Source organism: Mycobacterium sp. (assembly GCF_032159775.1).
In the GTDB taxonomy this organism is placed as follows: domain Bacteria; phylum Actinomycetota; class Actinomycetes; order Mycobacteriales; family Mycobacteriaceae; genus Mycobacterium.
Window position 1 is genome coordinate 16,311 of the sequence record NZ_JAVHWK010000135.1, and the last position, 26,102, is coordinate 42,412.

Annotated in this window: 20 protein-coding genes and 1 pseudogene; 11 read left to right on the forward strand and 10 right to left on the reverse strand. The window is 67.1% G+C overall.

What is annotated here, in order from left to right:
- Positions 1–30 precede the first annotated feature (30 nt).
- Positions 31–1,182 (forward strand): AI-2E family transporter, encoded by a 1,152-nt coding sequence (locus QOJ24_RS17595; RefSeq protein WP_526263459.1) that lies wholly within the window; start codon positions 31–33, stop codon positions 1,180–1,182.
- On the opposite strand, the gene mmpL3 is transcribed toward QOJ24_RS17595, so the two are convergent.
- The 3 genes and pseudogenes from mmpL3 to trmB all read right to left on the reverse strand — a co-directional run bounded on the left by mmpL3 (position 1,179) and on the right by trmB (position 5,617).
- The gene (mmpL3, locus tag QOJ24_RS17600) at positions 1,179–4,121 is read right to left on the reverse strand and encodes a trehalose monomycolate exporter MmpL3 (protein ID WP_526263461.1); all 2,943 of its coding nucleotides are present in this window, start codon (positions 4,119–4,121) and stop codon (positions 1,179–1,181) included. The two genes, QOJ24_RS17595 and mmpL3, sit on opposite strands and share 4 nt — an antisense overlap.
- 52 nt (positions 4,122–4,173) lie before the next feature.
- Entirely contained in the window at positions 4,174–4,842 is a 669-nt protein-coding gene (locus tag QOJ24_RS17605; RefSeq protein ID WP_526263463.1) for an NYN domain-containing protein, read from the reverse strand.
- Positions 4,839–5,617: pseudogene (gene trmB, locus QOJ24_RS17610) on the reverse strand (tRNA (guanosine(46)-N7)-methyltransferase TrmB). Before trmB ends, QOJ24_RS17605 begins: the two are co-directional and overlap by 4 nt.
- A gap of 162 nt (positions 5,618–5,779) precedes the next feature.
- Between trmB and QOJ24_RS17615 the strand changes: the two are divergent.
- The 3 genes from QOJ24_RS17615 (at position 5,780) to QOJ24_RS17625 (ending at position 10,216) form a co-directional block, all read left to right on the forward strand.
- Complete coding sequence (locus tag QOJ24_RS17615) at positions 5,780–6,787, forward strand: hypothetical protein (RefSeq protein ID WP_526263465.1); 1,008 nt, start codon at positions 5,780–5,782, stop codon at positions 6,785–6,787.
- Positions 6,784–8,235, forward strand: coding sequence for a hypothetical protein (locus QOJ24_RS17620; protein WP_526263466.1), 1,452 nt, complete (start codon positions 6,784–6,786; stop codon positions 8,233–8,235). The genes QOJ24_RS17615 and QOJ24_RS17620 overlap by 4 nt, the downstream gene beginning before the upstream one ends.
- 151 nt (positions 8,236–8,386) lie before the next feature.
- On the forward strand, positions 8,387–10,216 hold the full coding sequence (locus QOJ24_RS17625; protein ID WP_526263468.1) for a phosphoenolpyruvate carboxykinase (GTP): 1,830 nt from the start codon (positions 8,387–8,389) through the stop codon (positions 10,214–10,216).
- 12 nt (positions 10,217–10,228) lie between these two features.
- On the opposite strand, the gene QOJ24_RS17630 is transcribed toward QOJ24_RS17625, so the two are convergent.
- Positions 10,229–10,618 carry a DUF3592 domain-containing protein gene (locus QOJ24_RS17630; RefSeq protein WP_526263470.1) on the reverse strand — a complete coding sequence of 130 codons (390 nt, stop codon included), beginning with the start codon at positions 10,616–10,618 and terminating at the stop codon, positions 10,229–10,231.
- A 62-nt stretch (positions 10,619–10,680) separates the two neighbouring features.
- On the opposite strand from QOJ24_RS17630, the gene fadD4 reads away from it, so the two are divergent.
- Positions 10,681–12,201: a fatty-acid--CoA ligase FadD4 gene (gene fadD4 / locus QOJ24_RS17635; protein ID WP_526263472.1), complete on the forward strand. Its 1,521-nt coding sequence runs from the start codon at positions 10,681–10,683 to the stop codon at positions 12,199–12,201.
- Positions 12,202–12,215: 14 nt separating this feature from the next.
- Complete coding sequence (locus QOJ24_RS17640; RefSeq protein WP_526263474.1) at positions 12,216–13,211, forward strand: MaoC family dehydratase; 996 nt, start codon at positions 12,216–12,218, stop codon at positions 13,209–13,211.
- Between the two features lie 32 nt (positions 13,212–13,243).
- Here the strand turns inward: QOJ24_RS17640 and QOJ24_RS17645 are convergent, their stop codons facing one another.
- Positions 13,244–15,412, reverse strand: coding sequence for an acyl-CoA dehydrogenase family protein (locus tag QOJ24_RS17645; RefSeq protein ID WP_526263476.1), 2,169 nt, complete (start codon positions 15,410–15,412; stop codon positions 13,244–13,246).
- A 121-nt stretch (positions 15,413–15,533) separates the two neighbouring features.
- Here QOJ24_RS17645 and QOJ24_RS17650 point away from each other — a divergent pair, with 121 nt between their 5' ends.
- Positions 15,534–16,757 (forward strand): alpha/beta hydrolase, encoded by a 1,224-nt coding sequence (locus QOJ24_RS17650; protein ID WP_526263478.1) that lies wholly within the window; start codon positions 15,534–15,536, stop codon positions 16,755–16,757.
- 24 nt (positions 16,758–16,781) lie between these two features.
- A complete protein-coding gene (locus tag QOJ24_RS17655; protein WP_526263480.1) occupies positions 16,782–18,200 on the forward strand; it encodes a WS/DGAT/MGAT family O-acyltransferase in 1,419 nt (472 codons plus the stop codon).
- Here QOJ24_RS17655 and QOJ24_RS17660 read toward each other — a convergent pair whose 3' ends face one another.
- The 3 genes from QOJ24_RS17660 to QOJ24_RS17670 are packed head-to-tail and all read right to left on the reverse strand — an operon-like array spanning position 18,201 to position 21,875.
- Positions 18,201–19,439, reverse strand: a complete 1,239-nt coding sequence (locus tag QOJ24_RS17660) for an alpha/beta hydrolase (RefSeq protein ID WP_526263482.1) — start codon at positions 19,437–19,439, stop codon at positions 18,201–18,203.
- Entirely contained in the window at positions 19,432–21,066 is a 1,635-nt protein-coding gene (gene fadD12, locus QOJ24_RS17665) for an acyl-CoA ligase FadD12 (protein ID WP_526263484.1), read from the reverse strand. Before fadD12 ends, QOJ24_RS17660 begins: the two co-directional genes overlap by 8 nt.
- Positions 21,066–21,875, reverse strand: a complete 810-nt coding sequence (locus QOJ24_RS17670; protein ID WP_526263486.1) for a lysophospholipid acyltransferase family protein — start codon at positions 21,873–21,875, stop codon at positions 21,066–21,068. Before QOJ24_RS17670 ends, fadD12 begins: the two co-directional genes overlap by 1 nt.
- A gap of 70 nt (positions 21,876–21,945) precedes the next feature.
- On the opposite strand from QOJ24_RS17670, the gene QOJ24_RS17675 reads away from it, so the two are divergent.
- Genes QOJ24_RS17675 through QOJ24_RS17685 form a run of 3 tightly spaced genes read left to right on the forward strand, consistent with a single transcriptional unit; the run spans position 21,946 to position 23,930 of the window.
- Positions 21,946–22,746 (forward strand): enoyl-CoA hydratase/isomerase family protein, encoded by an 801-nt coding sequence (locus QOJ24_RS17675; RefSeq protein WP_526263488.1) that lies wholly within the window; start codon positions 21,946–21,948, stop codon positions 22,744–22,746.
- Between the two features lie 36 nt (positions 22,747–22,782).
- Complete coding sequence (locus QOJ24_RS17680; RefSeq protein WP_526263489.1) at positions 22,783–23,118, forward strand: DUF8129 domain-containing protein; 336 nt, start codon at positions 22,783–22,785, stop codon at positions 23,116–23,118.
- 2 nt (positions 23,119–23,120) lie between these two features.
- On the forward strand, positions 23,121–23,930 hold the full coding sequence (locus QOJ24_RS17685) for an arylamine N-acetyltransferase family protein (RefSeq protein ID WP_526263491.1): 810 nt from the start codon (positions 23,121–23,123) through the stop codon (positions 23,928–23,930).
- Here QOJ24_RS17685 and QOJ24_RS17690 read toward each other — a convergent pair.
- Both QOJ24_RS17690 and QOJ24_RS17695 read right to left on the reverse strand, forming a co-directional pair.
- Positions 23,908–24,927: an acyl-CoA dehydrogenase family protein gene (locus tag QOJ24_RS17690; protein WP_526263493.1), complete on the reverse strand. Its 1,020-nt coding sequence runs from the start codon at positions 24,925–24,927 to the stop codon at positions 23,908–23,910. The two genes, QOJ24_RS17685 and QOJ24_RS17690, sit on opposite strands and share 23 nt — an antisense overlap.
- A complete protein-coding gene (locus QOJ24_RS17695) occupies positions 24,924–26,081 on the reverse strand; it encodes an acyl-CoA dehydrogenase family protein (RefSeq protein WP_526263495.1) in 1,158 nt (385 codons plus the stop codon). The genes QOJ24_RS17690 and QOJ24_RS17695 overlap by 4 nt, the downstream gene beginning before the upstream one ends.
- Between the last annotated feature and the right edge of the window lie 21 nt (positions 26,082–26,102).

Sequence of the window (26,102 nt, forward strand, 5' to 3'; positions counted from 1 at the left end):
CGGCCTCTAACCGGCCGTTACGCTACCGGCATGGCCTCTGATGGATCTGGGTACGACGACGCGGTCCCGCCTCTGATCCACAAGGGTGCGGCCTGGTCGTGGCGCCTGCTGGTGATACTCGGGTTTGGCGTCGCGGTGATCTGGGTGATAGCGCGGCTCCAGGTCATCGTGGTGCCGGTCGCACTGGCGCTGATGGTGACCGCGCTGATGATCCCGGCGGTCGACTTCCTGGATCGCCGAGGCGCACCCCGAGGTGGTGCGGTGGCGCTGGTCCTGCTCAGCGGAATCGCGATTGTCGGCGGCCTGTTGTCGTTCGTCGTCAGCCAGTTCGTCACGGGGCTGCCCGGGCTGGTCGACCAGGTCACCAAGTCCATCGATAGCACCCGCGCGTGGCTGATCGAGGGACCCGCGCATTTGAGCAAGGATCAGATCACGAATGCGGGCAACTCGGCCATCGAAGCGCTGCGCAACAACCAGGCCAAGCTGACCAGTGGCGCGCTGTCGACGGCGGCCACCGTGACCGAAATCATCACGGGCGCACTGCTTGTGCTGTTCACCCTGATCTTCTTCCTGCACGGCGGGCGCAACATCTGGCAGTTCGTCACGAGAATCTTCCCGGAGAATGTCCAGGAGCGGGTGCGCGATGCGGGCCGGGCCGGGTTCCATTCACTCATCGGCTATGTGCGGGCGACGTTCCTGGTCGCACTGGTCGATGCCGTCGGCATCGGCACCGGCCTGGCGATCATGGGTGTGCCGCTGGCGCTGCCGCTGGCGTCGCTGGTCTTCCTCGGCGCGTTCATCCCGCTGGTCGGTGCGGTCGTCGCCGGATTCCTCGCCGTCGTCGTCGCACTGCTCGCCAAGGGCTTTGTTTACGCGCTGATCACCCTCGGCCTCATCATCGCTATCCAGCAGCTGGAGGGCCACGTGCTGCAGCCGCTGGTGATGGGCCGCGCGGTGTCCATCCACCCGCTGGCCGTTGTGCTGGCCATCGCCGCGGGCGCGGTGCTGGCGGGCATCGTGGGCGCGCTGCTCGCCGTGCCGACGGTGGCGTTCTTGAACAGCGCCATCCGGGTGCTGGCCGCCAGGGAACCCGAAGCCGAAATCCAGGCTCAGGAAGCCGAGGGCGGCAAGGTCATCGAGGCCGACGCCGACACCATCGGAACGGCGTCACAGAGCGACTAGCGCCCGCGACCTTCCCTTCGCAACAGGTCAGCGGCGCTGACGCCGCCGACGCCTCCGCGACGCCTGCCCTCTTCTTCGGCCTGCTGTGCGGTCAGCTTCTCGGTCGCTTCCGGGTCCGGCTCCCGCTGCGCGGGGATCGCGGTCGTCGGCTCGGCGGCCTGGTGGGCCGGTCCGCCGGCGCGCGGATTCGGCACCGGGATCGCGGTGGTCGGGTCTGCGTCCTTCTGCGGTCGGTGCCTCGGCGCGGGCGGTGGCGTCGCGGCGGGACCGTTGCCGCGCAGCTCGCCCAGCCAGGACTCGATCTCGCGGTCCTCGCGCACCGGCGGCGGCGGTGCTGCGCGCTTGGTGCGCTGCGGCGCCGCGTTCGCGTTGTTGGCGGCGTTTCGGGGCTTGCGGTTGGCGGTCGGCATCCGGGTGGTCTGCGGCTCGCCTGCCGGGGTCGGACGCTGTGTGCGCATGCGGGTGGTGCCCGCGACGGACGGCCCCGCGGTACGGGCAGGCGCGGTCTGGATCCGCGTCGTCGCGGCGCCGGGCCGTGACGAGCCCTCGACGGCTGGATGGGACGGGTCGTGCGGCGGTTGTGGCCGTGGCGGCAGCGGTGCTCCCGCGGCCACCAGTGCGTCCTCCTGATCGCGGACGGCGGGCCGCTTGCGCTCGTCGGGCAGCTCGGTCTCGCCGAGGCCGAGGCGCTCCTGAAGGCGTTTCATCCACTTGGGCGCCCACCAGCAGTCGTCGCCGAGCAGCTTCATGATTGCGGGCACCAGGAACATGCGAATCACGGTGGCGTCCAACAACAAAGCGATCAAAAGGCCGAACGCGAGGTACTTCATCATGACCAGGTCGGAGAACGCGAAGGCGCCCGCGACGACGGCCAGGATCAGCGCGGCACCGGTGATCAGCCGGCCGGTGGTGGCGGTGCCGACACGGATGGCCTCGGCGGTGGACAGGCCGCGTTCACGGGCCTCGACCATGCGCGATACCACGAAGACCTCGTAGTCGGTCGACAGACCCCAGATGATCGCGATGATCATGCCGATCATCGGCGCCATCAGCGGCTGCGGCGTGTAGTTCATCAGCCCGGCGCCGTGCCCGTCGACGAACATCCACGTCAGCACGCCCATCGTGGACCCGAGCGTGAGGGCGCTCATGACCGCCGCCTTGATCGGCAGCACCACCGAACCGAAGGCCAGGAACATCAGGATCGTGGTGGTGACGATGAGCAGCGTCACCATCAGCGGCAGCTTGGCGAACAGGCTGTGAATACTGTCCTGCTCCAGTGCGGGCGTTCCGCCGACGGACAGGTTGATGTCGTGGGGCGCCGGTATGGCGCGCAGTTCTTCGATCTTCTTCGCGGCGTCGTTGCGGTTCTCCAGGCCGTTCTGGATCACCCGCACCGACGGGTCTTTGGACGCTCCGTCGAGGTAGGAGCGCTCCTGCCACATCTTCGACGGGTCGTTGTTGGCGTCGATGAAGCCAGGGATCTGCATCGCCTTGTTGCGCACCTCGGCGATCTGCGCGTCGGTGACGGGTTGACCGTTGTCGTTCTCCATCACCAGAGTCAGCGGCTCGGTGCGGAAACCGGGGAAGGTCTTGTCGAACTCTTCCTGCGCCTGGCGAACGCCGTTGTCCGGCGGCAAATACTTTTCGCTGATGCCGCCCAGGGCCAGTTGGCCAAGCGGGATGATCAGCAGGATCATCACGATGATGATCGGCGCGGCGAATGCGATGGGCCGCTTCATCACCCGGTTGACCAGCTTGCCCCAGAAACCCTTCTCGACCTCTTCGCGGGTCTTGGTCTTCTGGGTCTTCTCGGCGAACCAGTCGATGATCCGACGTGAGAACGTCCAGTTGCGCAGGAACGGTATCCGAAGCAGCGTCCGCACACCGAGCGCGTCGATGTTGGGTCCGACGATGGCCAACGCCCCCGCCAGCACGGTGACCGACAAGAGTGCGGACAACACGACGGTGGCGATGATCGCGTACGTGATGGACTTCAGGAAGGTCTGCGGGAACAGCAGAAGCGGGACCGCCGACGCGACGATGATCACGGCGGAGAACGTCACCGTGCGGCCCGAGGTCATCATCGTCCGGCGCAGGGCGGCCTCGGTGTCGTAGCCCTCGGCGATCTCCTCGCGGAACCGGCTCACGATGTAGAGGCCGAAGTCGATCGCGATGCCGAGTCCGACCAGCGTCACCACCGGTTGTGCGAAGAAGTGCACGGGGATGAATTCGGCCAGCAGACGAATGATGCCAAGCGACCCGGCGATGGTCAGGCCGCCGACGATCATCGGAAGGCTGGCCGCGATCACGCCGCCGAACACGAAGAACAGCACGACCATGACCAACGGCACTCCGAGCAGTTCGCCGCGTTGCTGATCTTCACCGATGGTTCCGGTCAACTCGCCGGCCAGCGGCTGCAGGCCTGCCTGTTGGACCTCCACGCCGGGAATGTTGAGTGCTTCCTTGACGGTCTTGCCGTCCTCGCCGAGGTTCTTGTTGTAGTTGGTCAGGATCGTGTCGTCGTTGTCGCCCTTGAGCTGGATCGACATGAACGCGTGCTGTTTGTCGGCGTCGGCCATGTTCTTGAGCACTTCAGGGCTCTTGAAGTAGCCGATCGAACGCAGGATCTGATCGGGGTGGTCCTTCTCGACCTGGGCCAGGTTGTCCAGGATCTTCTTCTGGAACGCCGGGTCGTCGACGGTCTTGCCCTCGGGGGCGGTGTAGATCCCGATGATGTGGCCGGAGGTGTCGCGACCGTATGCCTTGTCGGAGACGACGGAGGCGTGCACGGACTGGCTGCCCTCGTCGTAGAACCCGCTCTGCGTGACGTGCTGGCCCAGGCTGATGCCGTAGACGCCGCCACCAAGGCACAGCGCGACCATCACACCGATAACGATGTATCGGTAGCGGTAGACCGTTCGGCCCCACCAGGCGAACACCTAAGCTCCTATCACTTCACAAGTCTTGTCGCGCCTCGCGCACTTCAATTGTTCACACACGAGACGTCAGCAGCGAGGACAGCGGCCGGAACGGCTGCAGCCAAGCTCCCTGTTCGGGGAGCGAATCGAGGCCGATTCGCGGTAGCGGCTCCCGGAAGACACCGTCGATGTCCTCGAGGTCGACGAACTCCAAAGTATCCGAGGCTAGCGCCCAGCTCGCATGTTCGCGAAATCCAAGCACCTGAACAGGGGTACCCGCACGGGCGATGTCCTCGAGCGGCAGACGGAACGCCTGCCCGTCAGCCGAGGCCACCAGCAGCCCGGCCAGCCCTTCGTCGCGGCGAAGGGCGATGTGGTTGAGCATATCGACATCGACGTCACTGTCGTCGTCGACCTTGGGTTTGGCGAACACCGCGAAACCCACGTTACGTAAGGCCTCGACCCACGGCCTGACGACGTCGGCACTGCCGGGGGCGATATTGGTGAATACGGTCGCCTCCGGCTCGACGGAGACGCCCTCGTGGCCGGCGGACAACTCGGCGGTGCGGTTGAGCAGCCAACGCCCCAGCGCGTCGAATCGGGGCCGGTGTGCGGCCGTCGGACGGCCCCCGAGGATGGAGCCAAGGCCCATGTCGAGATTGGGGGCGTCCCAGACCAGCAGCACGCGTGTGGTGCCGGGCGCCAGAGCAGGTGCCTCGACGATCTCTTCGGTGATGCTCATGAAGGCAGCTTCTCCCAGACCAGCTCGGCCACGGGGCTGCCGGCGTCGCGCGCCTTTCCCTCGTACTTGGTGACCGGGCGCGCAACCGAAACGGGAAGGCCCTCTGCGGCGGTGACGCGCTTCAACCGGGGTTCGGCGTCGCCGACGTCGGCGATCTGCTCGGCGTACCCGGCGTGGTCCGTGGCGGCGTGCAGGATGCCGCCGGGCCGCAGCCGGTCGGCGATCAGGGCTACCGTGTCGGCTTGCAGCAGCCTGCGCTTGTGGTGGCGTGCCTTGGGCCAGGGGTCGGGGAAGAACACCCGCACGCCGGTCAGCGATTCGGGCCCGAACATGTGCTCGAGTACGTCGACTCCGTCGCCACGGACGAGGCGGATGTTGCTGACCTGTTCCCGGTCGACCGCGCTGAGCAGCTGGGCCAGCCCGCGCCGGTACACCTCGACGGCGACCACATCGATGTCCGGCTCGGCCTTGGCCATCGCCAGCGTCGAGGTTCCGGTTCCACTGCCGATCTCGAGCACCACAGGTGCCGATCGGCCGAACCATGCCCGGGTGTCGAGCAGCTCTGCAGGACCCTGCTGCGAGCGGGCGTGCGCGCCGATCTCGGGCCATAGCCGGTCCCATGTCTGCTGTTGGCCGGTGGAAACCGAGGAACGCCGGGACCGGTAGGCGGTGACCCGGGGATGTAGATGCGAAGCAGGTTGAGTCATCGCCGACTCACAGACGATGGCGTGCTGGTATCCCAGCGCTGCGCATGCATCCGTCCATGGTCCCGCATCATCACCATCGAACCCGCATCGTGTTGCAGATTGATACCCAACAGTTGCCTAGGGTCGCGCACGGGTGTCGGTGAAAACAAGCGCTCGCACGGGGGTCGCGGAGATGCCACCATTTGCGATGGGGGCCGGGGGCCGGAAACCGGCATGGGGACGACGAGGGTATGCGCGTGAGCGAGACAGGGACCAGGGAAGGCCATCAGATTTTCACCAACGAGCTGACCCGGTTCGCGCGGCGAGCAGGTGATTCGCGGATATCCGCGATCGGCGACGAGCTCGGCCGACCTCTCGAGGTTGCGGTTCGTGGGCGTGACGGCGTGGGCCGCGCGACGGTGGCGGCGGCGCTGGCCGCCGCCGGGCTGGCGATCGTCGACGAGGGCATGGCGGCCGATGTGGACGTCGTGGTCGTCGCCGAGGCACTCAAACCCGAGGACCGCGCGATGCTGGGCTCAGATTCGTCGCTACTGGTGCTGACCAAGGCGGACCTGGCCGGTTTCGGGGCGGGCGGCCCGATTGCCGTCGCCGACCGCAGGGCCGCCGTGATTCAGGCGCTGACCGGGGTCCCGACCGTGGCGATGGTGGGCCTGCTGGCCGTCGCGGTGCTCGACGACGACCTCATCGCCGCGCTGCGCACACTGACCGCCGAGCCCGCCGACCTGACGTCCACCGACGGATTCGCCGATGCCGGCCACAGCCTGCCGCAGAGCGTCCGCACACGGCTTCTGGAGACCCTCGACCTGTTCGGCATCGCCCACGGCGTCCTCGCGCTGCAGCAGGGCGCCGAGGCCGCCGCGCTGCCTGCCGTGATGCGCAGGCTCAGCAGGCTCGACCGCGTGCTGGCACGGCTGGCTGCGGTGGGCGCGGCGGCGCGGTATGAGCGACTGCGCGCGGCACTGGCCCGGCTGCACGCGATGGCGGCGACCGGCACGCCCGGCCTGGCCGAGTTTCTGGCCTGCGACGACACCGTCATCGCCGTGATGGCCGCCGCCGTCGACGTGGTCGAGGCCGCCGGTATGCCGGTCGAACCCGACGACAAACCGCAGGCACATCTGCACCGCGCGCTGCACTGGCATCGCTACAGCCGCGGACCCGTCAACAGCCTGCACCGGCACTGCGGTGCCGACATCTGCCGCGGCTCGCTGAGGCTGCTGCGGCGCGTGGAGGCCAGGTGACCGACGTCGACCGGGTGGGTGACCCGATTGGTGCGGTGGACGCACTGGTGGCCGGTGTCGATCCGGGGCTGAGCTCACCGGGCGTGGAGAGCCGCGACGTCGTGCTCGTCACAGGGCCGTGGCTGGCGGGCGCGACCGGCGTGATCGCCGCGTTGCGGGACCGACTGCCCGACCACGAGTTCGTCGAGGCCGACGACATCAAGCCGGCTGAGGCTCCCTCGGCGGTCGTTTTCGTGGTCTCCGCCGTCGCCCCGATCGCCGAATCTGATTGCGCTCTAATCGATCTCGCCGCTCAACACACCGACATGGTGATAGGGGCGGTGTCAAAGATCGACGTTCACCGCAATTGGCGCGACGTGCTCACCGAGAACCGTTCCCGCCTCGGCGCCCACGCCGAGCGCTACCGAAATGTGCCGTGGGTGGGCGTCGCGGCGACGCCGGACATGGGCGAACCGAAACTCGACGAGCTCGTCGAGCTGCTGGCCTCACGCCTCGCCGACGCCGACGTGAAGCGTCGAAACCGGCTGCGCGCGTGGGAGTCTCGATTGTGCAACGCGATATCGCGACATGACAAAGACGGCGCGGGCGCCGACCGGCACGCACGGGTGACCGCCTTGCGGGAACGGCGCGATGCGGTCCAGCGCGATCGCAGGGTGGCCAAGTCCGAGCGCACCATCGCACTGCGCAGCCAGATCCAGCAGGCCCGAGTGCAGTTGGCGTACTTCGCCCGCAACCGCTGCACCTCCGTGCGGTCGGAGCTGGGGGAGGATGCGTCCGCCATGTCGCGACGTCGGCTGCCGGAGTTCGAAACCTACGTCGGCACCAGGATCGGCGAAGTCGTCGGCGAGGTGGAAGCGGGTATCACCGCGCATCTCTGCGACGTCGCTACCGAACTCGAGATGACCGCACCGGAGCCGCCGCCGCCGGTTTCTCCCCCGACGGTGTCCTCGCCGCCTCTGAAGTCCCGCCGGCTGGAGACCCGGCTGATGATGGTGCTCGGTGCGGGTTTCGGCCTCGGCGTCGCGCTCGGTGTCAGCCGGTTGTTCGCCGGCCTGGCGCCCGGCCTGACGATCGTGGGGCTGGTCGCGGGCGGCGTCATCGGCCTGCTGCTGACCGTGTGGGTGGTCGGCATGCGCGGCGTGCTCAGCGACCGGGCGGTGCTGGACCGGTGGATCAACGAGGTCACCTCCGCGCTGCAGTCGACGCTCGAGGAGCGGGTCGCCACCCGGGTGCTCGCCGTAGAAGCCGCGCTGACCGCCGAGGTTGCCCGCCTTGACGAGGCCGACGCCGAGATCGTCTCCGGTCAGGTCGCGCAAATCGACGCGGAATTGCGTGAGCATGCCGTCGCGACGGCGAGGGCCGCGGCTCTGCGGGACCGCCGGCTGCCTCCACTGCAAAAGGCGCTCGCCACGGTGCGCGCGGAGCTGGCGGGTGGACAACCGCGCTAATCAGGGCTTTCTGAATCGTTCCTGTGAGTGATCGGACATTGATCCGAATTTCCACGGGTATGTCACCCGCGTTAACCTGGTTAAGAGGGCGCTAAGCACCAGTGACGCGTTTCGGCGTTGTCCTGGCGGAAAACCTACGCAGGAGATTTTGATGACGTCAGCGACCATTCCCGGTCTGGACACCGCACCGACGAAGCACGCAGGACTTCTTGCCTGGGTTCAGGAGGTCGCGGAGCTCACTCAGCCCGATCGGGTGGTGTTCGCCGACGGCTCCGACGAAGAGAGCGCCCGCCTCTGCGATCAGCTGGAGGCGGCAGGCACCTTCAAGAAGCTCGACGAGAAGAAGAAGCCGAACTCGTACCTGGCGCTGTCGGACCCGTCCGACGTGGCGCGCGTGGAGTCGCGCACCTTCATCTGTTCGGAGCGTGAAATCGACGCCGGCCCCACCAACAACTGGATGGACCCCGCCGAGATGCGCGGCATCATGACCGACCTGTACCGCGGCTGTATGCGCGGTCGCACCATGTACGTGGTGCCGTTCTGCATGGGGCCGCTCGGCGCCGAGGACCCGAAGCTCGGCGTCGAGATCACCGACTCCGAATACGTCGTCGTGTCGATGCGCACCATGACCCGGATGGGCAAGGCGGCACTGGACAAGTTGGGCGACGACGGCTTCTTCGTGAAGGCGCTGCATTCCATCGGCGCTCCGCTTGAGCCGGGCCAGAAGGACGTGCCCTGGCCCTGCAACGACACCAAGTACATCAGCCACTTCCCCGAGACGCGTGAGATCTGGAGCTTCGGCTCGGGCTACGGCGGCAACGCGCTCCTCGGCAAGAAGTGCTACTCACTGCGCATCGCCTCGGCAATGGCGCACGACGAGGGCTGGCTCGCCGAGCACATGCTGATCCTCAAGCTGATCTCGCCGGAGGACAAGGCGTACTTCGTCGTCGCCGCGTTCCCCTCGGCGTGCGGCAAGACCAACCTCGCGATGTTGCAGCCGACCATCCCGGGTTGGCGCGCTGAGACCATCGGCGACGACATCGCCTGGATGCGGTTCGGCAAGGACGGCCGGCTCTACGCGGTCAACCCGGAGTTCGGCTTCTTCGGCGTCGCGCCGGGCACCAACTGGAAGTCCAACCCGAACGCGATGAAGACCATTGCGGCAGGCAACACGGTCTTCACCAATGTCGCGCTTACCGATGACAACGACGTCTGGTGGGAGGGTCTGGAAGGCGAACCCGACCACTTGATCGACTGGAAGGGCAACGACTGGATCCTGCGCGAGACGGAAAGCAAAGCCGCGCATCCGAATTCGCGCTACTGCACACCGATGTCGCAGTGCCCCACGCTGGCCCCCGAGTGGGACGACCCGCAGGGCGTGCCGATCTCGGCGATCCTGTTCGGTGGCCGCCGCAAGACCACGGTGCCGCTCGTGACGCAGGCCCGCGACTGGCAGCACGGCGTGTTCATCGGCGCCACGCTGGGATCCGAGCAGACCGCTGCCGCCGAAGGCAAGGTCGGCACGGTTCGGCGCGACCCGATGGCGATGCTGCCGTTCCTGGGTTACAACGTCGGCGACTACCTGGGGCACTGGATCGACGTCGGCAAGAACTCCGATGAGTCCAAGATGCCGAAGATCTTCTTCGTCAACTGGTTCCGGCGCGGCGGCGACGGCCGCTTCCTGTGGCCGGGCTTCGGCGAGAACAGCCGCGTGATGAAGTGGATCGTCGACCGCATCGAGCAGAAGGCCGGCGGCAAAACGACACCGATCGGCATTGTGCCCACCGCCGACGACCTGGACCTGTCGGGGCTGGATGTCGACGCGGCCGACGTCAACGAGGCGCTGGCGGTCAACCCGGCCGAGTGGCGCGAGGAAATCCCGTTGATCGAAGAGTGGTTCGAGTTCGTCGGCGAGAAGCTGCCGACCGGCATCAAGGACGAGTTCGACGCCCTCAAGCACCGGCTCGCCGAAGCCGACTAGCTCGGCGGGCGCTCAGCCCGTCACGATGAAGTAGATACCGAGCGCTACGACAAGCGCTCCGATGCCGACGCCGACGACCAGTCGACTGCGCCCGCCCGGTTCATCGACGGTCACCTGTGTCGGGTCGGCGGGGTCATACCAGACGTCGACGAGTTCTCTCTGCATCGGCTTGGAGTGGCCTTGGATCGAAACGTGCTCATGCCATTGACCATTGGGGCCGGGGAAGCGCACCTTGGTGTGGTAGAAGCGTGAGCCCTTCGCGCCGACCTCAACCTCCTGGCCGATCACCTGCGCGGAGACCCTGACGCCGTTGTGTTTGGCGTTTTTGACGCTGCGGTCGCCGAAGATCACCAGCGCGACCATCGCGAGCCCGAAGCCGATGCAGAACACCCCGCCGAACATCGGCACAGCCTAACGCCGGGGTAGTTGACACATGTCAAGTTCTGGCATCGTAAAGTCTCAGCATGCAGATTCGCGAGCATGCGCAAGCGCACCCTCTCAAGCCGGCCGTCGTCATGCACCCCTCGGGTATGACGGTGACTTTCGGCGAGTTGGAGACCCGCGCCAACCGGCTCGCGCACTTCTTCCGTGAACACGGCCTGCGCGAGGGCGACGCGGTCGCAATCCTGATGGATAACAACGAGCACTACCACGCGGTGATGTGGGCGGCGCGGCGCAGCGGCCTCTACTACGTCCCGATCAACACGCATCTGACCGCTGCCGAGGCGGCCTACATCATCGACAACAGCAGCGCGAAGGCCATCGTCGGATCGGCGGCACTTCGCAAGACCCTCGAGGGTCTGGATGCCGAGCTGCCGGGTGGGCTGCCGCAGCTGTTGGTCATCGCGGGCGATGATCTCGACGGTTGGCACCGCTACCCGCAATGCGTTGCAGGCCAACCTGATACGCCGATCGACGACGAGATCGAAGGCGACCTGCTCCAGTACTCGTCGGGTACCACGGGCCGACCGAAAGGTATCAAGCGCGAACTCACCCATCTGCCGCCCGCTGAGGTGCCGGGCATGATGAGTGGCCTGGTCGGATTCTGGCTCGACCCCGACGCGATCTACCTCAGCCCCGCGCCGCTCTACCACACCGCGCCCTCGGTGTGGTCGATGACGATCCAGGGTGCGGGCATCACGACGGTGGTGATGGAGAAGTTCGACGCCGAAGGGTGCCTGGACGCGATCCAGCGCCACCGCGTCACGCACGGCCAGTTCGTCCCGGTGATGTTCGCCCGCATGCTGAAACTGCCCGCGTCCGTGCGGGATTCGTATGATCTGTCCAGCCTCAAGCGGGTCATGCATGCCGCGGCGCCATGTCCGGTCGAGATCAAAAAGCAGTTGATCGACTGGTGGGGGCCGATCGTCGACGAGTACTACGCGTCGTCCGAGGCGATCGGCTCGACCCTGATCACCGCCGACGAATGGCTGGCTCACCCGGGATCGGTGGGCCGATCGATGATGTCCCCGCTGCACATCCTCGACGAGGACGGCAACGAGCTGCCTCCTGGCCAGGCGGGCGAGATCTACTTCGAGGGCGGCTTCGACTTCGAGTACCTCAACGACCCCGAGAAGACGGCGAAGTCACGCGATGAGCACGGCTGGAAGACCGTCGGCGACATCGGGTATCTCGACGAGGACGGCTACCTTTACCTGACCGACCGGCGACACCACATGATCATCTCGGGCGGGGTGAACATCTACCCGCAGGAAGCGGAGAACATGTTGGTCAGCCATCCCAAAGTGATGGACGCGGCGGTCTTCGGCATCCCCGACGACGACATGGGCCAGAGCGTCAAGGGCGTGGTGCAGACGGTCGATCCCGCCGACGCCACCGACGAGTTCGCCGACGAACTGCTGCACTGGCTACGGGATCGCTTGGCGCACTACAAGTGTCCGCGCTCGCTCTCGTTCGAGGCACAGCTGCCGCGCACCGACACCGGCAAGCTGTACAAGCAGGAGCTGATCGCCAGGTACTCGTAGGGCAAGCTGTGACTATGCACGGTCACGAGCCCGGCGGCCCGTACTTCGACGACCTGGTGATCGGCCAGGTCTTCGACTGGGCGCCGTCGATGACGCTGACCGCCGGCGTCGCTGGGGTGCATCAGTCGATCATCGGTGACCGACTGCGCCTTTCGCTCGACGCAGATCTGGCGATGGCGGTGACGGGGTCGACGACCGCGCTCGCGCATCCGGCGCTCGTCTGCGACGTCGCCATCGGGCAGACCACGGTGGTCACCCAGCGGGTGAAGGCCAACCTGTTCTACCGCGGGCTGTCCTTTCACCGGTTCCCCGTCATCGGGGACAGCCTCTTCACCCGTACCGAGGTTGTCGCCCTCAAGCAGAACTCGGCAAAGCCGGGGCGGCCCCCCACCGGCCTCGCGGCACTGCGGATGACCACCATCGACCAGGTCGGCCGCCTGGTCCTGGACTTCCACCGCTGCGCGATGCTGCCGCTCCGCGATCCGACCGCCGACACCGGCCATGCCGACGACATGTCGGCGATCGGGGCGGATTCCGCGGCTGCGCCCGACCCGACCGCGGACTGGGATGCCGATGCCTTCCGGACCAGGGTTCCGGGCACACATTTCGACTCCGGCATCGCGGGCGCGGTGCTGCACAGCACGGCCGACGTCGTGAGCAGCGCGCCGGAACTGGCCCGGCTGACGTTGAATATTGCGGCAACGCACCATGATTCACGCGCGGGCGGCCGTCGCCTGGTCTATGGCGGCCACACCATCGGGCTGGCGCTCGCGCAGGCCACGCGACTGCTGCCCAACATCGCGACGGTGTTGGGCTGGGAGTCGTGCGACCACACCGGGCCGGTGCACGAGGGCGACACGCTCTACAGCGAGCTGCACGTCGACGGCGCCGTGCCGCTGCCCGACCACCGCGGCGGTGTGCTGAAACTGAGGTCGCTCGTCTACGCCGTCGGCGCCGACGCGGAGGACCGCGAGGTACTCGACTGGCGTTTCACCGCCCTGCAGTTCTAGCCCCTCTACACATGTCCGCCCTATGCTGAGCGCTACTTCAACAGCGGGTCTCGGGGGAGGCCCAGGATGCGCTCGGCGATCGTGTTGCGGGTGATCTCCGACGTGCCGCCGGCGATCGTCATCGCCCTGGCGCCCAGGTAGCTGCGAATCAACTTCTGGTTGCCGCCGACGACGGCCGCCGTGCCCGCAAGCGCGATACCCAGTTCGGTCAGGTGCTGGCCGGATTCGGCCACCAGCAGCTTGGTGACGTTGCCCTCGGGACCTGGTTCTGCACCGGCGATGGCGCGGCTGGCCCTGCGCAGATTCAGCAGCCGCAGGGTGTGCAACTCGGCGATCACCTCGCCCGCCCTCCGCACATGCTGGGCCGCCACGTCTGCGGGAACGTTGTCGAGGAGCTTGACGAGATCGTCTGCGTCGAAGCCGGTCTGGCCGCCGGAGCCGCCGCCGATCGAGATGCGCTCGTTGCCCAGCGTGGCCCGTGCCACCAGCCAGCCCTTGTTGACGTCGCCGACCACGTCTTCGTCGGGGACGAACACGTCGTCGAAGAAGACCTCGTTGAAGTGGGCGTCACCGGTGATGCCGCGCAGCGGATTGACCGTCACGCCTTCGGCTTTCATGTCGATCGCCATCATGGACACCCCGGCGTGTTTGGGGGCGTCCGGGTCGGTGCGGACCGTGGCCAGTCCCCACTGGCAGTACTGGGCGAGGCTGGTCCAAACCTTCTGTCCGGTGATCCGCCAACCGCCTTCGACCTTCTTGGCCGCCGTGCGCACCGCGGCCGCGTCGGACCCCGCGCCGGGTTCTGAGAACAGCTGACACCACATCACCTGGCCGCGCAGCACGGGTTCGACCCAGCGCTCACGCTGATCGTCGGTGCCTGCCTGCGCGATGGTCAGCGCCACCCATCCGGTGATGCCCATGTCCGCGCGCTCGACGTCGGCGAACTCCTCCTCGATGACCAACTGCTCGAGCACGTCCGCCGCGCGGCCCCATGGCTTCGGCCAGTGCGGCACAAGGTAGCCGGAGTCGACGAGGAAGTCGCGCTGCTTGTCGGTTGGTAGCGCCCTGACCTGCTCGACGGCTTGTGCCGCCTGACGCCGGTGCTCGTCGGCCTCGGCCGGCAGCGTGAACGATGCGCCGTGCGCCTGACCGGTCCTGACGCCCTCGACGACGTCCAGCAGTGGGTCCGGGCCGTCGCCGATCAACGCCGCCAGCGTGCGGGCCCGGCGGAGGTAGAGGTGTGCGTCGTGCTCCCAGGTGAATCCGATCCCGCCGTGCAGCTGAATATTGTTCTGTGCGTTGAGAACCTGCGATCGGACGGCGTGTGACGCGGCGACCGCAGCGGGGAACCATGCGCTGTCCAGATCGTCTGCGCGGGCGGCATCCCAGACGGCGGCCGTTGTCTGCTCGGCGTCGACGAGCATGTCGGCGGCGTGATGCTTCACCGCCTGGAAGGTGCCGATCGTCCTGCCGAACTGCTCGCGGACCTTGGCGTACTCCACCGCCATCTCCAGGGTGGCCCAGGCCACGCCTGCCGCTTCGGCGGACGCCAGGATGCGAAACACCGTGCGGGCCCGCCGCGCCGCGCCGCGCAGCACCCGGTTCTCGCTCACCGTCACCCCGCGCAACGCCACCGATCCGACACTTCGCGAGGTGTCGAGAGATTCCAGCGCCGTCACCGTGACGCCGTCGGTTGCGGAGTCGACGACCACCACGTCGTCACCGGCCACGAGAACCAGCACATCGGCATCGGGTGCGCCGAGAACCGCGGGGACTTCGCCGGTGACGTCGAGATCCGAGCCGACGACCACGCTTCCGGCCAATCCGAGCGCTCCGACCGTCGTGCCATCCGCCAGTCCCGGAAGCAGTTCGGCGCGAAGGGGATCGGACGCACACCGGTCGATCACCAGCGAGGCCGCCACGGTCGGCAGAAACGGTCCGGGGGTCAACTCACGGCCGTGGGCCTCCTGGACGATCGCCAACTCGGCGAGCCCGTAGCCTGAACCGCCGTGCTCCTCGGCGATGGCGAGCCCCAGCCAGCCCAGCTCTGCCGCCGCCTTCCACACGCTTTCGGGATTCGACGGACCGCCTTCGAGAGTGGCGCGGGCGCCCGCCCTGGTCGACAAACGCGTCAACTGGCCGATCGCCGCATCCGCGAGGTCCTGGTGTTCGTCGGTGATCGCCAGCGCTGACTTGCTCATCAGGGCATTCTTGCAGGAGAGGCGCTGTGATTCAGATCACATTAGAATCACCGACGTGCGATATGTAGACAACCTCTGGATGTTGCCGTTTGGCGCGCGGATACCGGGGTACATTCGGCCAATGACGGTTAGGCCGGATGTCCGGCACCCCGCGTCCACTTTCGGTAAACGCGCCCGTTGGTTTCTGCGCGCAGGCCCGACCGACTACCTCCTGGCGATGAGCGTCGCGTCGGCGTCGCTTCCCATCATCGGGAAACACCTTGAGCCACTTGGTGCTGCGACCGCGATGGGCATCTGGGGATACAAGCATGTGCCGGACTTCTTCTCACATAGCGCACCCCCGCAGGACACCGCCGAGCAAGCCGCAATTCGCAGGCAGGACCGCGACTCCACCAACGCGGTGATCGATGCCGCGCTGCGCGGCACCGTGTCCGCCGCCGACCTCGCCATCGACTGGCCTGCGCCGGAGCGGTACGCGCCCGTGTTGAAGATGCGGCAGCACCGCCGAAGCCTGCACCGCTCGTCGGTTCGCTACGGCGACCACCCGTCGCAACTGCTGGATGTGTGGCGGCCGAAGGAACTGCCGGTCGAACCGGCGCCGGTGATGATCTTCGTTCCCGGCGGCGCGTGGATCCACGGCGGCAGGCAACTGCAGGGGTACGCCCTGATGTCGCATCTGGCTCAGCAGGGCTGGGTGTGTCTGTCGGTGAACTACCGGGTGTCGCCGCACAACCGCTGGCCACAGCACATCACCGATGTGAAGACGGCCATCGCGTGGGCGCGCGCCAACGTGGACCGGTTCGGCGGTGACCGCGATTTCGTCGCGATCGCAGGGTGTTCGGCGGGCGGCCACCTTTCGGCGCTGGCGGGTCTGACGGCCAACGACCCCGAGATGCAGACCGATCTGCCCGAGGGCTCCGATACCTCGGTGGACGCCGTCGTCGGCATCTACGGCCGCTACGACTGGGAGGACCGCTCCACCCCCGAGCGCGACCGGTTCGTCGACTTCCTCGAGCGCGTGGTGGTCAAGCGCAAGATGGACCGCCACCCCGAGGTCTTCCGCAAGGCCTCGCCGATCGCGCAGGTCCATCCCGACGCTCCGCCGTTCCTGGTCATCCATGGTTCCGGCGACTCCGTCATTCCGGTCGCACAGGCGCGCGGTTTCGTCGAGCGGTTGCGCGCGGTGTCCCGTTCGGTGGTCAGCTACATCGAATTGCCGGGTGCGGGTCACGGTTTCGACATGACCGACGGCGCCCGCACGGGTTCGGTGGCGACCGCAATCGGCTTGTTCCTCAACCATATTCACCGAAACCGGTCACTGTTGAAGGCCAAAGAGGTTATATAGACGCCTCCGGTAGGAGGTACAGGGGTGAAGAGGCTCAGCGGCTGGGACGCGGTACTGCTGTATTCCGAGACGCCAACCGTGCACATGCACACCTTGAAGTTGGCCGTCATCGAGATCGGCGATCTCAAGGGCCGCACGTTCGGTATCGACGAGTTCCGCGAAGTTATTCGCGCGCGGCTGCACAAGCTCGACCCGTTCCGGTATCAACTCGTCGAGATTCCGCTGAAGATGCACCATCCGATGTGGCGGGAGAACTGCGAGGTCGACCTCGACTACCACGTTCGCCCCTTTCGGGTCGACAGTCCGGGTGGCCGCCGCCAACTCGATGAGGCGATCGGCAGGATCGCCAGCACGCCGCTCGACAGGAGCAGGCCGCTGTGGGAGATGTATTTCATCGAGGGTCTGGCCAACGGGCGGATCGCGGTGCTCGGCAAGATCCACCATGCGCTCGCAGACGGCGTCGCGTCAGCCAACCTGCTGGCGCGGGGCATGGATCTACTGGACGGGCCGCAGTCCGATGACTCCTCCTACGCGACGGACCCCGCTCCGAGCACGGGTGAGCTCGTCCGCTCGGCTTTCGCCGATCACATGCGCCATATCGGCAGGCTGCCCGGTGTGATGCGCTACACCGCGCAGGGCATCGGCAGGGTGCGCAAGAGCAACAAGAAGCTGTCGTCCGAACTGACCCGGCCGTTCACCCCGCCACCGTCGTTCATGAACCACCGGGTGGACGCGCAACGCAGGTTCGCCACCGCGACACTGGCTATCGCCGACGTCAAGGAGACGGCCAAACACCTCGGCGTCACGATCAACGATATGGTGCTGGCGATCTCGGCGGGCGCGCTGCGCAAGCTGTCACTGAAGTACGACGGGCAAGCCGACCATCCGTTGTTGGCCTCCGTCCCGGTGAGTTTCGACTTCTCCCGGGAACGAATCTCGGGGAACTACTTCACCGGCGTGATGATGGTGGTGCCGATCGAGCTCGAGGATCCGTTGGAGCGGGTGAAGGCAGTGCACGACGCCGCCGTCGACGCCAAGGAGACCCATCACCTGATGGGACCCGAACTGGTCAGCCGGTGGTCGGCCTACTTTCCGCCTGCGCCCGCGGAAAAGCTCTTTCACTGGCTCGCCGACAAGGACGGCCAGAACAAGGTGCTCAACATCCCGATCTCCAACGTGCCAGGCCCGCGTGAGTACGGCAGGGTCGGCGGCGCACTTGTTACCGAGATCTACTCGGTTGGTCCGCTGACGACCGGCAGCGGCCTGAACATCACCGTGTGGAGCTACGTCGACCAGCTGAACATCTCGGTGCTCTCCGATGGCGCCACTCTGTCGGACCCGCACGAGTTGACCGACGCGATGGTCGAGGCATTCGTCGAAATCCGCCGCGCCGCCGGGCTTTCCGAGGAGCTGACGGTCATCGATAAGGCGATGGCGCAGTAACTACTTCTCGTTTCGGGTGGCGTGCACCCACGACAGAAACTTCTCAACGGATTGCGCCGTGTAGTAACCGCGTGGCGATCCGAAGAAGTCGAAAGCGTGCTGGGCGTGCGGGATCTCGGAGTAGACGACGGTGTCCTTCGAGACGTCCTGCATCGCTGCCACGAACTCACGCGCCTCAGGCACCGGGATCAGCGAGTCGTCGGTTCCGTGCAGGATGAAGAACGGCGGCGCGTCGGGCCGCACCCGGGTGATCGGCGACGCGTCGCGGTAGACCTGCAGGTGCTTCGTCAGCCGTTTCTTCACGACCAGCCTCTGCAGCAGTATCAGGACGAACTCCCAGCGGCCGGGCCCCTTGGTGGTGAACCAGTCGTACCGCCCGTAGATCGGCACGGCCGCGGCGACCGTCGTGTCGGCGTCCTCGAAACCCGGCTGGTATTGCGGGTCGTCGGGTGTCAGGGCAGCCAGCGCGCACAGATGCCCGCCCGCCGAACCGCCGGTGATCGCGACGAAGTCGGGGTCGCCGCCGTACTCGGCAATGTGCTCCTTGATCCATGCCAGCGCGCGTTTGACGTCGACGATGTGGTCCGGCCACGTGTTGCGGGGACTCACCCGGTAGTCGATCGACACGCAGATCCAGCCGCGTTCGGCCATCCGGCTCATCAGCGGATAGCCCTGCGGACGGCGCATGCCGATCGACCAGCCGCCGCCGGGCACCTGCAGCAGCACCGGCGCCTTGCCGTCGCGCGGCAGGTCGCGTCTCCGCCAGATGTCGGCGAGGTTGGCGCCGCCGTGCGGCCCGTACCGGACGATGTCGGTCTTCTCCACATACCGGCGACGAAGGAATTCATTCGGCAGCACATGGCTGAGGCGTCGGCGCCCGGTCGGCTGTGACTCCGCGGCGACGGCCTCGTAGTCGTCGCCGAGAGTGTCCCGCAACGGTGTTTCGAAATACGGCTCCGACGCCACGTTGCGGCGATGGATCAGGTACAACAGAGCCCACGTGATCGCCTTGAGCAGCAGCGAGATTCGACCGCCCCTGGTCGCGTAGTCGCCGCGCAGCCAGCGCAACCCCGTTCCGAGCACCGAGCCGGCGAGGTACAGCGGCGCCATCTCGGAGGTCGGCCAGCCTGCGAAGAACGCGGGGACGGTGGGGTAGCCGTCGCGGCCGAAGGGGCGTACGCCGTTCGCCGCGTTGGCGAGTTCGATGCTTGCGCGCAGCAGCGGCCTGCGTTTACCCATTGTCCACCAAACCGTTGAGTTCCTTGCGGTCTATCTTGCCGGTGATGCTGCGCGGAAGTTCGTCGAGCACCGTGATCTGCCGGGGAACCTTGTAGTTCGCCAGGCTCTCGCGAACGTGCTGTTTGAGCGTCTCCGGCGTGGCGCTCGCGCCGTCGTTCAGCACGACGAACGCCGCAAGCCGCTGACCGTACTGCTCGTCGTCGACGCCGATGACCGCCGCCTCTGCGACATCGGCGTGTGACGCCAGCATTTTCTCGACCTCGATCGGGTAGACGTTCTCGCCGCCGGAGACGATCATCTCGTCGTCGCGGCCCACGACGAACAGCCTGCCGTTCTCGTCGACGTAGCCCATGTCTCCGGACGCCATGAAGCCTTCGTGGAAGTCCTTGGTCTTGCCGGAGGTGTAACCGCCGAACAATGTCCCGCTGCGGCAGAAGATCTGGCCGACCTCGCGGGTGGGAACCTCGCGAAAGTCCTTGTCGAGCACGCGGATCTCGGTGCCCGGGGCAGGCTTGCCCGCCGTATCGGGCGCCGCCCGCAGGTCTTCTGGCGTGGCCGACGCGATCAAACCGGCCTCCGTGGCGTTGTAGTTGTTGTAGATGACGTCACCGAACTGGTCCATGAAGGCCGTCACCACATCCGGCCGCATCCGCGACCCCGACGCGGCGGCGAACCGCAGGGTCCGTCCGCTGTAGCGGTTTCGTACCCCGTCGGGCAGCTCCATAATCCGGTCGAACATGACGGGTACGACGGCGAGCCCGGTCGCGCGGTGGCGGTCGATCAGTTCGAGCGTCGCCTCGGGGTCGAATTTGCGCCGGGTGACGATCGTGCATGCCATGGTGGCGGCGAAGATCATCTGCGAGAAGCCCCACGCGTGGAACATCGGCGCGGCGACGACGACGGCCTCCTCGGTGTGCCACGGGGTGCGGTCCAGGATCGCCTTCAGCGCGCTGGGGTCACCGCCCGTCATCGTGGCGCCCTTGGGGGTACCGGTGGTGCCCGACGTCAGCAGAATCGTTCGGGGCTTCTGCTTGGCCCGCTGCGGCGTCTGACCCGCATGCGCGGTGATCATGTTCTCGACGGTCGGGGAGTCACCGAGGGCGGCTGGGTCTTCGGTCCAACCGACGATGCGGGTGACGTCGGGCAGGTCGGCCAGCGCGCGGTCGACGATCTCGGTGAACTCCTCGTCGTAGACGACGGCATCCGCGCCCTCCCTTTCGACCACCTCGGCCAGGGCGGGACCGGCGAACGACGTGTTCAGCAGCAGGAGATCGGAACCGATGCGGTTGGCCGCGACGACGGCCTCGATGAAGCCCCTGTGGTTGCGGCACATGACGCCGATCACCCTTGGCGCACCACCGGACAGCGCCTGCAGGGCCGCGCCGAACGCGTCGCAGCGTTGGTCGATCTCACGCCAGGTCAGCGTGCCGATCTCGTCGACGAGGCCGGGCCGGTCCGGGCATCGCTGTGCGGCGGACGCGAAACCCGAGACGGCTGAAACGTTTTCGCGACTCATCGCCGCGGCGATCCGCAGGTACTTGTCGGGCCGGAGCGGTGCGATGATGCCGGCCCGCCGCATGGTGGCGACCATGCCGACGGTGTCGTTGAGTCGATCCAGTAGCGCCATCAGCCGAGAATGGGTAGCCGGCGTTCGGCCGCTAGTTCGTCGAGCGCCCGCTGCATGACGTGCCGGACATGCGCGTCCACCTCATCGATGTCCGGGTTCTCGCCGAACTCGGCGACGATGTCGATCGGCGGCAACACGGCCATGGTGATCTTGGCGGGCAGCGGAATGTTCGGCGGGACCACCAGGCTCAGGCCGAACGGGAAGCCGAACGAGATCGGCACGATCTTGGCGCGGGCCAAACGCGCGATCGGCCCGAGTCGCTTGGCCAGCCAGGTACCGCGGGTCAGGAAGATCTGTGTCTCCTGACCGCCGATACCGACCGTGGGCACGATAGGCACGCCGGCGTTCAACGCGGCCTTCACGTAGCCGGTGCGGCCGCCGAAATCGATCTTGTTCTCCGACAGCGTCGGGCGGTAGACGTCGTAGTCGCCGCCGGGGAACACCACGACCAGGCCGCCGGATCGCAGCGCCTCGTCGGCGTTCTCATGGTTGGCGCTGATGTAGCCGATCTTCTTGAAGAAGTCGCCGGTGGGACCCACCGAGAGCATGTCGTGGCTCAGCGTGTACAGCGGCCGGTCATAGCCGTGCTTCTCGTAGAAGTCCGCCGACAGGATCGGCACGTCCATCGGCAACATGCCGCCGGAGTGATTGGACACCAGCAGGGCCCCGCCGGGTGGCAGGTTCTCCAGCCCGCGCACCTCCGAGCGGAAGTAGCGCTTGAGGAAGGGCCGCATGATGCCCATCACGCGCTCGGTCAGGCCCGGATCCCACTTGGTGAGTTCCGACGGTTCGATATCGGTCGTGGCCATTGGGCCCCCTCGTCGAATTAGAACGTGTTCTAGTTTTGGATACTACCCAGTCTCTGTAGCGTGCGAAACCATGGTGGCTAGCATCACCCGCGTGAGCGAAGAAGCCAACAGCGAAGAAGTCATCCTGGTCGAACAGCGCGACCGCGTCCTGATCATCACCATCAACCGGCCCAAGGCCCGCAACGCGGTGAACGCCGCGGTCAGCCGGGGGTTGGCCGACGCCATGGACCGGTTGGATGCCGAGGACGGCCTGTCGGTCGGCATTCTGACCGGCGCGGGCGGCTCGTTCAGCGCCGGCATGGACCTCAAGGCGTTCGCCCGTGGCGAGAACGTCGTCGTGGAGGGTCGCGGGATGGGGTTCACCGAGCGCCCGCCCAGCAAGCCGCTCATCGCGGCCGTCGAGGGGTACTGCCTGGCGGGAGGTTGCGAGCTGGCCCTTGCCACCGATCTGATCGTGGCGTCGAAGGAGTCGGCGTTCGGCATACCTGAGGTCAAGCGCGGCCTGGTCGCGGGCGGCGGAGGCCTGCTACGGCTGCCGCAGCGCATCCCGTCCGCGGTCGCCATGGAACTCGCCCTCACCGGTGAGAACCTCTCGGCCCAGCGGGCACACGAGCTCGGGCTGGTGAACCTGCTGGCTGAACCCGGATCGGCGCTGGACGCCGCGATCGGGCTGGCCGAACGCATCAGCGGTAACGGCCCGCTGGCTGTTGCGGCAACCAAGCGGATCATCGTCGAGTCGCGCGGTTGGAGCCCCGAGGAGATGTGGACCAAGCAGAACAAGATCCTGGCGCCGGTGTTCATGTCCAACGACGCAAGGGAGGGCGCGGTGGCGTTCGCGGAGAAGCGCCAGCCGAAGTGGACCGGCAGCTGATCGTTTCGGAACGGCGGCCGTGGGCAACCGATAGGGATGGCCCACAACGACGAGCTGCCGCTAGCTGACTACGACCAACTGCCGCTGACGGAACTGCGCCACCGGGTCCGCTCCCTCGAGGAGGGCCCGTTGCGGCAGCTGTTCGACCACGAGACCGAGCACGGCAACCGGATACCGGTGCTGGAGATCCTGCACGCGCGGCTGAAGGAACTGCACGACGGCGCAGAGCCGTCAGGCGGCGACCAGTCCAACGCTCCAGGGGCGGCGCAGACGCCTGCCGGTTCACCGGTGCAGGAGTCGACGGCGGCCCAGGCCAACACCCCGCTTCGGCACGGGGTGGCTTATCAGACGCCCTCTCGCGGTAAACCTTAGGCATGACCGCCGAGTACTTCCGTCGCGTCTCCTACGACGGCTCCACCGAGCCGACGTTGGACGTCCTCGCCGCGTTGGTTGCCGCCCACAACCGCTCGATTCCGTTCGAGAACCTCGACCCGCTGATGGGGACACCGGTGATCGACCTGAGCCCGGAGGCACTCGTCGACAAGCTGGTGCGACGCCAACGGGGCGGTTATTGCTTCGAGCAGAACGGCGTGATGGCACATGTTCTGTCGCAGTTGGGGTTCGGAGTCGACGTGCTCGGCGGGCGGGTGGTCTGGATGAGCGACGGCGACGATCTCCCCGCGCAGACGCACCAGGCGCTCGCGGTTTCGGTGCCCGGAGAAGACGGTCGCTATCTCGTCGACGTCGGCTTCGGCGGTCAGACCCTGACCTCCCCGATCCGCCTCGAGCTCGACGCCGTGCAGCAGACCCGCCACGAGCCGTACCGGATCCGCGAGCATAACGACGGGCTCTTGCTGGAGAGCGAGATACGTGGCAAGTGGGAGCCGCTCTATCTGTTCAGCACGAGGCCGTTTCCAGTGATCGACCGCCAGGTCGGAAGTTGGTACGTGTCAACATATCCGAAGTCGGGCTTCGTCACGGGGCTCTCCGTGGCGCTCATCACCGACGACGCGCGCTGGAACCTGCGCGGACGACATCTCGCGATCCACGGCAAGGGCGGTAGCGAGCGGATCCGCTTCGAGGCCGCATCCGACGTCGTCAACGCGCTGACCGAACGGTTCGGTATCGATCTCACCGGCCTCGGCGACGTCGAGGCGCGTGTCAACGAGGTGCTGGACAGCTGACGACGAACTCCCACGGTTCGTCGGTCGTCAGCGCCATGCGCCCGAGCCGCCGCGCCCAGTGCGAGGTGCTGCCGAAGTCGTCCACCCAGCTTCGCGCCCTCATGGTGGCCAGCCACAGCCGGTGCTCGCGCGTGACGCCGATTGCACCGTGCAGTTGGTGCGCGATGGTGGTCACCGGCTCGACGGCCCGGCCGACAGCCACCTTGGCAACGGACACCGCATAGTCGGTCTGGACGGTGTCGAATCCGTAGTCGGTCGCCGCGGCTATCGCCAATGCCGTTGCGGCACGGGCCCGTTCGATCTCCCCCGCCATGGCCGCCAACGAATGCTGCACGGCCTGGAATACCGACAGCGGCCTGCCGAACTGCCTGCGCTCGCGGGTATGGGCGACGGTGAGCTCCGCGGCGGCATCCAGCGCACCGACGGTTTGCACGCAGCGGGCCCACGCGCCGCGGCGGGCAAGTTCGTCTGCGGCGGAAAGGCGCACCGAGGCGAACCGATCAACCGGCAAATCGAACGGGAACGAGCCGCGAGGTTCACCGGCGAGGTTGTGCCCGTCGACCACCCGTAGGTCGTCGACGACCGTGACATGAAGCCCGTCGGCGGTGCGCGCGGCAAGGAGAACCGAGGCCGAATGCGGCCATGCCACGTCGGTCGCGACGCCGATGATCCGGCCGTCGACGGTCTGCGCGTCGCCCACCGCGACGGTCAGCGGCCCGCTGTCGGGAACATCGACAGCGGCCTCGCCCGCCAGCCAGGCCGCGAGCAGATCCGTCTCGGCGATCGGAACCGCACCCGCGTGCCGGGCCAGGCCGGACAGCACGATCGCCGCCTCGGCGGGACCGGCCGCCTGACTGCTGGTCAACCTGGCCAGGCCGGTCTCCTCGAGATGGCTCCACAGCGCGGCGTCGAACTCGTCGGGCACGCCGCGATGACCCAGGCGTGCGTCGAACGATCGGCGGCCGATGTCCTCGACGAGCTGCGTCAGTTCGTTCACCGCGCCCCCATGCCCTTGGCGACCACTCCGCGCAGCACCTCGTTCGTCCCGCCGCGCAGCGTGAACAGCGGTGAGTGAAGCCGGGCGATGGCCAGCAGATCGCGCAACCGGCGGGTGTGCGGCGATGCAGGGTCGAGGCCGTCGACCAGATCGGCCACCAGTTCCACCGACTCCTGCTCGAAGCGGGTGCCGAGGTCCTTGACCAAAGCGGCCCGGTTGGCGGCGTCCTTGCCGTGGGCCAGGTCGCGCGCCACCGAAATCGACAGCTGACGCAGCGAGATCATGCGGGCCATCAGATCGCCCACCTCGACGGCCGTCCGCTCGTCGACATCCTGCTCGGCGAGCGCGCGGACGGCGGCGAACACCAGCGTCGCCGTCGACAGAATGCGTTCCGGGCCGCTGCGTTCGAAGCCCAGCTCGGCGGTGACCTGGTGCCAGCCGTCACCCACCTCGCCGAGCAGGTCGCCGTCGGCGACGAAGGTGTCGGCGAACGTCACCTCGTTGAAGTGGTGTTCGCCGTTCATCAGCGCGATGGGGCTGATCGTGATCCCCACGGAATCGGTCGGCACGATGAACTGACTGAAGCCGGCGTGGCGGTGCTGCGGGTCGAGTGGGCTCGTCCGCGCCAACACCACGATCTGGTGCGCGACATGCGCGCCGCTGGTCCACACCTTGGTGCCGTTGAGCAGCCAGCCGCCTTCGGTCGCGACCGCGCGGGCGGTCACCGCCGCGAGGTCGCTGCCCGCGCCGTGCTCACTCATGCCGATCGCCGAGTACAACGTGCCCGCGGCGATACGGGGGAGGAGTCGACGCCGCTGCTCCTCGCTTCCGTAGGCGAGAAGACCTGGTGCCACCTGACGGTCGGCGATCCAGTGCGCGGCTACCGGTGCACCCTGGGCCAGTAGCTCCTCCGTCACCACATAGCGATGGACGTGCCCCAGTCCGTGCCCGCCGTACTCGCTAGGGATGGTGAGGCCGACGAACCCGGCTTCGGCCAACCGCGCGGAGAAGGCTGGGTCCCATTTCGCGAGCCACGAATCGACCGCGGGTTCCCAGCCGTACGCCGCGCGATCCGCGGTCACGAAGTCCCGGATCGATACACGCAGCTCGCCCAATTCGCCGTCGTTGGCGCACAAGGCTTCGAATTCGCTCACTGAGCACCGGAGTCTAGTGAG